This window comes from Pseudoalteromonas sp. 5Ae-yellow (assembly GCF_014077565.1).
GTDB lineage: Bacteria > Pseudomonadota > Gammaproteobacteria > Enterobacterales > Alteromonadaceae > Pseudoalteromonas.
In genome coordinates this window covers 98,846-106,091 of the sequence record NZ_JACGWD010000005.1, presented here as the reverse complement: position 1 = coordinate 106,091, position 7,246 = coordinate 98,846, and the positions used below count along the sequence as shown (strand labels likewise).

At 37.6% G+C, this 7,246-nt stretch carries 8 protein-coding genes and 2 pseudogenes; 5 read left to right on the top strand and 5 right to left on the bottom strand.

From position 1 onward, the window contains the following. Both H4J63_RS02750 and H4J63_RS02745 read left to right on the top strand, forming a co-directional pair. Positions 1-94, top strand: a pseudogene (locus H4J63_RS02750) (IS5/IS1182 family transposase); the annotation flags it as partial. A 177-nt stretch (positions 95-271) separates the two neighbouring features. Further along, positions 272-703 carry a hypothetical protein gene (locus tag H4J63_RS02745; protein ID WP_010554222.1) on the top strand — a complete coding sequence of 144 codons (432 nt, stop codon included), beginning with the start codon at positions 272-274 and terminating at the stop codon, positions 701-703. Positions 704-715: 12 nt separating this feature from the next. Here the strand turns inward: H4J63_RS02745 and icd are convergent, their stop codons facing one another. After that, the gene (gene icd, locus H4J63_RS02740; protein ID WP_024604155.1) at positions 716-1,984 is read right to left on the bottom strand and encodes an NADP-dependent isocitrate dehydrogenase; all 1,269 of its coding nucleotides are present in this window, start codon (positions 1,982-1,984) and stop codon (positions 716-718) included. Between the two features lie 187 nt (positions 1,985-2,171). On the opposite strand from icd, the pseudogene H4J63_RS20505 reads away from it, so the two are divergent. Then, positions 2,172-2,974: pseudogene (locus H4J63_RS20505) on the top strand (hypothetical protein). Here H4J63_RS20505 and H4J63_RS02730 read toward each other — a convergent pair. Then, on the bottom strand, positions 2,971-3,522 hold the full coding sequence (locus H4J63_RS02730) for a hypothetical protein (protein WP_024604154.1): 552 nt from the start codon (positions 3,520-3,522) through the stop codon (positions 2,971-2,973). The pseudogene H4J63_RS20505 and the gene H4J63_RS02730 overlap by 4 nt on opposite strands. Positions 3,523-3,892: 370 nt before the next feature. On the opposite strand from H4J63_RS02730, the gene H4J63_RS02725 reads away from it, so the two are divergent. Together H4J63_RS02725 and H4J63_RS02720 are read left to right on the top strand one after the other, a co-directional pair. Beyond that, a complete protein-coding gene (locus tag H4J63_RS02725) occupies positions 3,893-4,060 on the top strand; it encodes a hypothetical protein (protein ID WP_002961566.1) in 168 nt (55 codons plus the stop codon). Positions 4,061-4,199: 139 nt separating this feature from the next. Then, positions 4,200-5,042, top strand: coding sequence for a transporter substrate-binding domain-containing protein (locus H4J63_RS02720; RefSeq protein ID WP_182194420.1), 843 nt, complete (start codon positions 4,200-4,202; stop codon positions 5,040-5,042). Between the two features lie 84 nt (positions 5,043-5,126). On the opposite strand, the gene H4J63_RS02715 is transcribed toward H4J63_RS02720, so the two are convergent. The 3 genes from H4J63_RS02715 to H4J63_RS02705 all read right to left on the bottom strand — a co-directional run bounded on the left by H4J63_RS02715 (position 5,127) and on the right by H4J63_RS02705 (position 7,243). Next, positions 5,127-5,708, bottom strand: a complete 582-nt coding sequence (locus tag H4J63_RS02715; protein ID WP_182194416.1) for a YceI family protein — start codon at positions 5,706-5,708, stop codon at positions 5,127-5,129. A gap of 1 nt (position 5,709) precedes the next feature. Continuing rightward, on the bottom strand, positions 5,710-6,261 hold the full coding sequence (locus H4J63_RS02710; RefSeq protein WP_024594560.1) for a cytochrome b: 552 nt from the start codon (positions 6,259-6,261) through the stop codon (positions 5,710-5,712). 145 nt (positions 6,262-6,406) lie between these two features. Continuing rightward, the gene (locus H4J63_RS02705) at positions 6,407-7,243 is read right to left on the bottom strand and encodes a ScpA family protein (RefSeq protein ID WP_182194413.1); all 837 of its coding nucleotides are present in this window, start codon (positions 7,241-7,243) and stop codon (positions 6,407-6,409) included. Between the last annotated feature and the right edge of the window lie 3 nt (positions 7,244-7,246).

Sequence of the window (7,246 nt, the reverse complement as noted above, 5' to 3'; positions counted from 1 at the left end):
GATAGCCACGCGGTATGAAAAGCTTGAACGAAATTATCATTCAATGCTCGCTTTAGCATTTACTATGATGTGGCTACCAATGTGGGCTGATTGATATATGTACTACAAAGATCAACAGCCCCTAGTATTATTTAGATATGTTTTCTATTTTTTATTTAGTTTTAAAACTTACTATTGATAAAATCAATATCAGTTATTGAAAACAACAATTTTATTAATAATACACTTAGCGCTAGAGTGAAGTTAAGCCAACAAACTAAGAGTAATTATTATGACAACAGCTTCTTTCACACGCCAAGACGGATTATTCATCGATGCTAACTTACATCAGTTCATTGAAGAGCAGTTATGCACTAAAGCTAACACTACTGAAACTTACCAAGCGTTAGCTACTTTAGTTGATGAGTTTGGTTGCAAATGCCGTAAAACAAAGCATCAACCAGATGATGTATTAGAAGTTGATACATTATTAAATGCATACCAACTTAAAAATCATCCACTTTGCCATGTAGATGCACAAACTACGGAAGCCGTTTTAGACGAATATTGCTGCCAGGTTCCTGCAATTATTGTTGTTGCGTTAATGGATACGCTTAGTGGTACACAGTGCGATGAACCCCAAGCACATGAGATTTACCATCGTGCAGCGCAGTTAACCAACCGCCCTTGTATGCACAGAGTAAAAACTGCCTCAGCAGCTTAATAATGGATGTATTTAAAAGTGCTCGATGACCTTCTTTGCAAAGCCAGTACAAGTTAAGGTTGTCGAGTTATGAATACTTGAGTTATCGCTCTGCTCTTGCGCTAAATCAAAGGTTACTTCACCGCTTTTAAATGTTTGCTCTAACGCATTTTCTATGAGTAATGCGGCCTCGTCCCACCCCATAAATTTAAGCATTAATACCGCACTTAAAATACTACTACTGGGGTTTGCTTTATTTTGCCCTGCTATACGTTCAAACGTGCCATGTGTAGGCTCAAAAAATGCGACATCGTTATTTAAATTTGCAGCGGGCATTATACCAACACCACCAACTTGTGCACTGAGCATATCCGCTAAAAAGTCACCATTTTGGTTAGTAGTCACCACTACATCAAATTGCTCTGGATGCATTAAACATTGCTGCAGCATGTTGTCGGCTATGACTTCTTTAATAATTAAGGGTGCTTGGTGTGCTCGCTCTATTTGCAACCAACGCCCATTTTCATGTGCGGTGGCATTAAACTCGTTTTGTGCAAGTGCAAACCCCCAACGCTTAAATGCACCATCGGTAAATTTAAGTACATTACCTTTGTGTACTAGCGTTAATGATTCACTATCGTTTTTAAGTGCATAGTTAATTGCAAAGCGCATTAGTCGCTCAGAGCCTTCTTTAGATATATTTTTAATACCAATTCCGCACTCTTGTGAAAACCTTAGGCGGGTTACGCCCATTTCCTCACATAAAAAATCGAGCATTTTTTCGCTCTCTACACTGCCTGCTTGCCACTCAATACCTGAGTACACGTCTTCGCTACTATCACGAAGCACTGTTATGTTTGTTAAAAAAGGGTTTTTTAAAGGAGAAGGGAGTGCACTAAAACCTTTTATAGTGCGCATATTTACAAACAAATCCATTTCTTGCCTGAGTGCGACATTAAGAGATCGAAAACCACCACCTAGTGGTGTGGTTAACGGCCCTTTTATGGCAATTTTACAGGCACGTACCGCGTTAATTGTTTCTTGTGGAAACCAATCACCGTCATACAGCTTTGCGGCCTGCTCGCCATTATAAGCCTGCATCCAATGAATTTTCCGTGCGCTTTTATAACAATGCTCAATTGCACTATCAACAACATGGCGCATTACCGGCATAACATCTAGACCCACGCCATCGCCATCAATAAAAGCAATGATAGGTTCTAACGGTATTTGCCAGTGTCCTTGTGCATCAATAGTGATATTTTGGCCGTGCTCAGGAACTTGAATATGCTGATACGTCATGGCTAAACCTAACTTAAAATAACGATTAATTGATTAAACCATGCTTAGCTAGGAGTGTCTGTATTTGTACTTTTATAGTTACTATCATTTTAAAAAATAAAGAATTAGGCGTGATTATTTATCCATTTAGTTGGTCTTGTATATTAGAATTTTCGTACCAATTATTAAATTACAGTGGAGCATTTTAATGAAATTCTTTTTTGTACTGCTACTATTAATCAGCTCTTTTAACGCATTAGCCGTTGAAGTAGTCATACATAACCTTAGCTCGCTCTCAAGTAATGCTCAAAATACTGTGTCTATATGGGTTAATCAAAGTTTTGAAAAAACACAAAATACACTGGGACCTTTAAAACAAACCACATTGCCTATTTATTTAAAACCGCAATACTTTGCTTTTGAGCCTGTACCTTGGGCTACAGTTAAGCGCAATAACCCTGATGGGCTTGAACTACATATAGATCGCTATGCCAGTTTAAATGCATTCACTAAAGATTGGACGCTATACCATGAACTTTCGCATTTATATTTGCACTACTTCCCTACTCCGGTTTTTGGCTTAGCGAGGGTTTTGCCAGTTATATGCAAAACGTAATAATGCGTGACAGCGGTATAATTACCCAGCCGCAATTTGTACAACGTTTAAATGCAGGATTTGATCGTGCCCGCCTGCAAACTAAAACTAAAACACAGCCACTTAATAAGCTCTCTGCCGATATGTGGAAACAACGCGCCCAGCAACGTGTTTATTGGACGGGTGCGGCTTTTTTTGCACAGGCCGATTTGAAGCTACAAAAACAAGGTTTATCTGTCGCGGTTATAATAAAACAGTATCAAGTATGCTGTAGACCCGCTCGCTCTAGTGCTAAAACCTTTATAAAAGAGTTAGATAAGCTATCCGGTAGTAGCGTTTTTACAACGCTGTATGCAAAATATAATACCCGCACCGATTTTCCTGATATTAGTAAAGAGCAGCTAAACACGCTTTAACGGCTGCTCTGTTTTATATAGTTACTATATTCAACAAGCCCTTGCGCGTTAAAATTGGTTGAGTACTCGTTCATAAAACCATGCAAAAAATTGGTTTTATAGCACTTAACATTCGCTTTGGTGCTTAAAGCTTTAATAACTTCATCAACATTAAAGTGACTCTCACTTGCTGGAAATATAAACTCACAGGGTACTTTTGCGCTTAAATTTAAATTATGTCTAATTTGCGACGGATAAAAGCCAATTAACTTTTTAAGGTGTGTATTGCCTGTTAATAACTGTGCCCGCCATGCTGCACTTGCCCCTGCACTAAAAGCAATACACGTCGTTGGCAATTTTAAACTCTCAAAGCATTTTTGAAGTTTGTCGGTGTATTTATCATGGCCACACTGCTGTATAAAATTGTTGTAACTATCTTGTTCACTTTCAATAGCTTGATACTTGTTATTGTATGGGTCAACAATCACTAAATTTGAACTAATTGCGTGTGATAACCTCCTTAAAGCAGGGGTTAAACCATAAATATCACTCACTATTAGGTAATTCATACTTATCCTTTGGTAACTAAAAATGGGCTTTGTAAGCAGTTGATAAGATTTATTATAAATATTTTTACAAAAATAGCTTGCACACAATTTATATATAAGTTACCTTCCCTCTCTGGTTTAAAGAAACCGCCGCGGTTAACCATTTACCCTGATCCAGTAAGCCCCGCAAAACGTATATTTGAAAGCTAAGTTATTGTACGGCGAGAACCCCTTGAATAATACCGAGATGATTTTTTACTATCATCGCAAAAGTGTCATAAAGATCGTCAACACTGTAATGAAGCTAAACACAACATCGTTAATTTATTAACTGCAATTTGCTATAAAAATATAGCGCAGAATAAATAACAAGAATAAAGTGAGTTTTATTATGTCTTATAAATATAATGGGTCTATGATCCAAATCGCACATCCAGTGCAATCAATTTCAGTAAACAAACATCGTGTAATCTTTAGTGATACACAAGGTTTAAAAAATGCATTGTTTCAAAAAGCGAGTGATGCACGCCAGTTTGTTAAGTGGCTAAAAGCTAACTAAGCAACACATAACTTTAATTGCCCTTTTATTATTGCAATTATTGATAAGATATTATGCCAGCCTTGTTGCTGGCATTTTACTTTTTAGCTCTTTATTGGTTACAATAGTTTTACAATAATAATTACTGGCAGCTGTTGTAATGCTCCGTATATTTTTAACTTTCTTACTTTTTTTCTGTCTGAGCTCAATAAGCAATGCTAGAACCATAAACTGGCTAGCGCACGATTTTGCACCCTATTATATTTTAAATGGTCAATATCAACACCAAGGCCGTGACGAAAGCATAATTTATTTACTTGAAAAACAACTTCCTAATATTACCTTTAACCGCATGCTTATCCCCTCAGGTAAAGTAATTCAAGAGCTATCTAATACTTCAAATAATGTTTGTGCGTTATCGCTTTATAAAAATGATTACAGAAAAGAGCATATTTATTTTACAGAGGAGAGCTCAACAACGGGCCTCTCGCCTTCAATAGCAATGCACAAAAGACTCGCCAAAGCGCTAAATATAGCGGAATCAAAAGAAGTATCACTACTCAATTTAATACAAGATAAAAAACTAACTCTTGGGATCTCTATGAGCCGCTCTTATGGCCAAGAGATAGATACATTGATAAACAGTACGCCTAATATAGATTTAGTAATTAGACCCACTCGCGATAGCCTAGCGAGCCTCACATACATGCTTAACCTAAAACGAATTGATATTTTGCTGGGTTACCCAAGCGAGCATTACTATTTAGCAAAATCAATGCACTTTGAAGAAAACTTAACGCAGCGTCCATTAACCGAATCTCCAGCGTTAAGTTATGGTTTTATTGGCTGTACTAAAAACGAGCAAGGCGCAGAAGACATTGCTATTCTTAATGAGCAGCTTAAAGTTATTAAAAAAACGCAGGCTTATAATGATTTACTCATGCGCTGGTTGCCCGAGCATTTAAGGCCGCTATTACAGTCACGTATTAATAGCGCAAAATAAGCAAATTCGAAGTCGCTTAATTTGAGTTTCTGTTAAGCAAAAAAAACGCCACAGTAAGTGGCGTTTTTATATTTAATAATGGTATTACTTACGAACGCCTTCTATTGATAAAATAATATCAACATGAGTAGATGCAGGTCCTAAGTTGTAATCAATACCGTAGTCGGTAAGTTTAAGGCTGGTTTCGCCTTCAAAACCTACGCGGTATCCACCCCACGGATCTTTCCCTTCGCCCACTTTATCTATTTCAAAGGTAATAGTTTTAGTTACGCCATGCAGCGTAAATTCGCCGGTTACGTCGGCCTCTTCACCATTTTCATCAAATTTAATGCTGGTGCTTTTAAATGTCGCTTTTGGGTATTTATCCACATTTAAAAAATCTTTACCGTGTAAGTGCTTATCGCGCTCTGCATGGTTAGAATCAAGGCTTGTGGTGTCAATATTTACCATAATTTTTGATGCATCAGGGTTTTTAGCATCATAACTAAATGTGCCGTCAAAAGTATTAAAACGACCATATAACCAGCTGTAACCTAAGTGTTTAATTTTAAAGTTAACAGATGCGTGCCCGCCTTTTGTATCAATTACATAATCAGCTGCATTAGCGGCTGTTGCCGATAACATCATTGCAGCCGAAACGGCTGTGCTTACTAATAATTTTTTCATTTTAATCATCCTTTAATGGTTTGATCATTCTGATTAAGGTTTTATCTTTATCGATAAAGTGATGTTTTAACGCCCCTAGTGCATGCAATACTGCAAACCCTATTAATGTGCACGCGCCGTAATAATGTACTTTTCCTGCAATATCGGCTTGGTCATCAAAAGCAAAATCAAGCGCTGATACGTTAAATAAGGTAAACACTTCTATTGGACGTCCGTCTGCGGTTGATATTAAATACCCAGCAACAACAATAACGGCCAAAATAATATACATAACAATATGCGCGGTGTGTGCTAATTGGTTCATACCTTTACTTTCACCTAAGGGTTTAGGTTGTGTAGATAAAGCACGCCATAAAATTCTAAATAAAAATACGGCCACAAGCGTAATACCAATGCTTTTATGTAAATCGAGCGAGCCTTTATACCAGCTATCGTAATAAGTAAGCTCAACCATATATAAACCTAAACCAAACAGGCCAAAAATAGTCAACGCCATGAGCCAATGTAAAATAATGGCGACAAGTCCGTAAGATGAAGGTGTATTTTTAAACATGTGTAACGTCCTATAATGCTATGACGTTACAATATAGTGCATAGCCGTAAATGAAAATAACATTTACAAACACTTTACGTGCGTATAAGCACAGAACTTTGATAATTAAAGTCAGTTTTAGAAGTTGAGGATTAAACAGATAAGTTTATAGGGTGGATTGCTCGCTCAAGCTGACATAAATTAAGCTCTCTGGGCTTACTTGCAAACAAGTAACAAGTCCTTCTTTAATGAGCTCAAGCATGGCTATAAAACTAACCACCACACCACTACGCTCTTCATCAGGCGTAAAAAGCGCATTAAAAACCACTGCTGAATTTGCTTTCGATAGCTGTTGTAATATTTGGCTCATTCTCTCTCGGGTTGAGAGTACTTCGGCAGTAATTTGATGATGTTCAAACGTTTTTGCTCGCGCCATAACATCACTCAACGCCAGCATTAAGTCTTTAAGTTCAATATCAGGGAGGTTTTGACTTGTGTCTTCATTTATTGGCATAGCGGCATGCGCTATAAAAATATCACGCCCAACACGGGGGATATCATCGAGGTTTTCGGCGGCTTTTTTAAATAACTCATATTCTTGCAGGCGTTTAATAAGCTCAGCGCGAGGGTCTTCTTCCTCTTCAAGCTCTTCGTGAACAGGGAGTAATAAGCGCGACTTAATTTGTGCAAGTAACGCAGCCATTACTAAATATTCGCCAGCAAGCTCGAGTTGAAACTCGGTCATCATTTCTACATAACTTACGTACTGCTCTGTAATACTAAAAATAGAAAGCTCGAGTACATCAAGCTTATGCTTTTTAATTAAATAGAGCAGTAAATCGAGCGGGCCTTCAAAGGTTTCTAATATTATTTCGAGCGCGTCAGGTGGAATGTATAAATCTTCTGGTTTGTCTACAACCGCTTTACCATGCAAAAAAGCCAGTGGCAGCTTTTGCTGCACTGGCTTTTCAATTTTTTTTGTATTTGCAGTGCTTTCGCTCATTAC

Bases quoted from the DNA above. Each gene is read 5' to 3' on its own strand.
- H4J63_RS02745 (WP_010554222.1), top strand. From the start codon at position 272: ATGACAACAGCTTCTTTCACACGCCAAGACGGATTATTCATCGATGCT.
- H4J63_RS02725 (WP_002961566.1), top strand. From the start codon at position 3,893: ATGTCTTATAAATATAATGGGTCTATGATCCAAATCGCACATCCAGTG.
- icd (WP_024604155.1), bottom strand. From the start codon at position 1,984: ATGACGTATCAGCATATTCAAGTTCCTGAGCACGGCCAAAATATCACT.
- H4J63_RS02710 (WP_024594560.1), bottom strand. From the start codon at position 6,261: ATGTTTAAAAATACACCTTCATCTTACGGACTTGTCGCCATTATTTTA.
- H4J63_RS02730 (WP_024604154.1), bottom strand. From the start codon at position 3,522: ATGAATTACCTAATAGTGAGTGATATTTATGGTTTAACCCCTGCTTTA.
- H4J63_RS02720 (WP_182194420.1), top strand. From the start codon at position 4,200: ATGCTCCGTATATTTTTAACTTTCTTACTTTTTTTCTGTCTGAGCTCA.
- H4J63_RS02705 (WP_182194413.1), bottom strand. From the start codon at position 7,243: ATGAGCGAAAGCACTGCAAATACAAAAAAAATTGAAAAGCCAGTGCAG.
- H4J63_RS02715 (WP_182194416.1), bottom strand. From the start codon at position 5,708: ATGAAAAAATTATTAGTAAGCACAGCCGTTTCGGCTGCAATGATGTTA.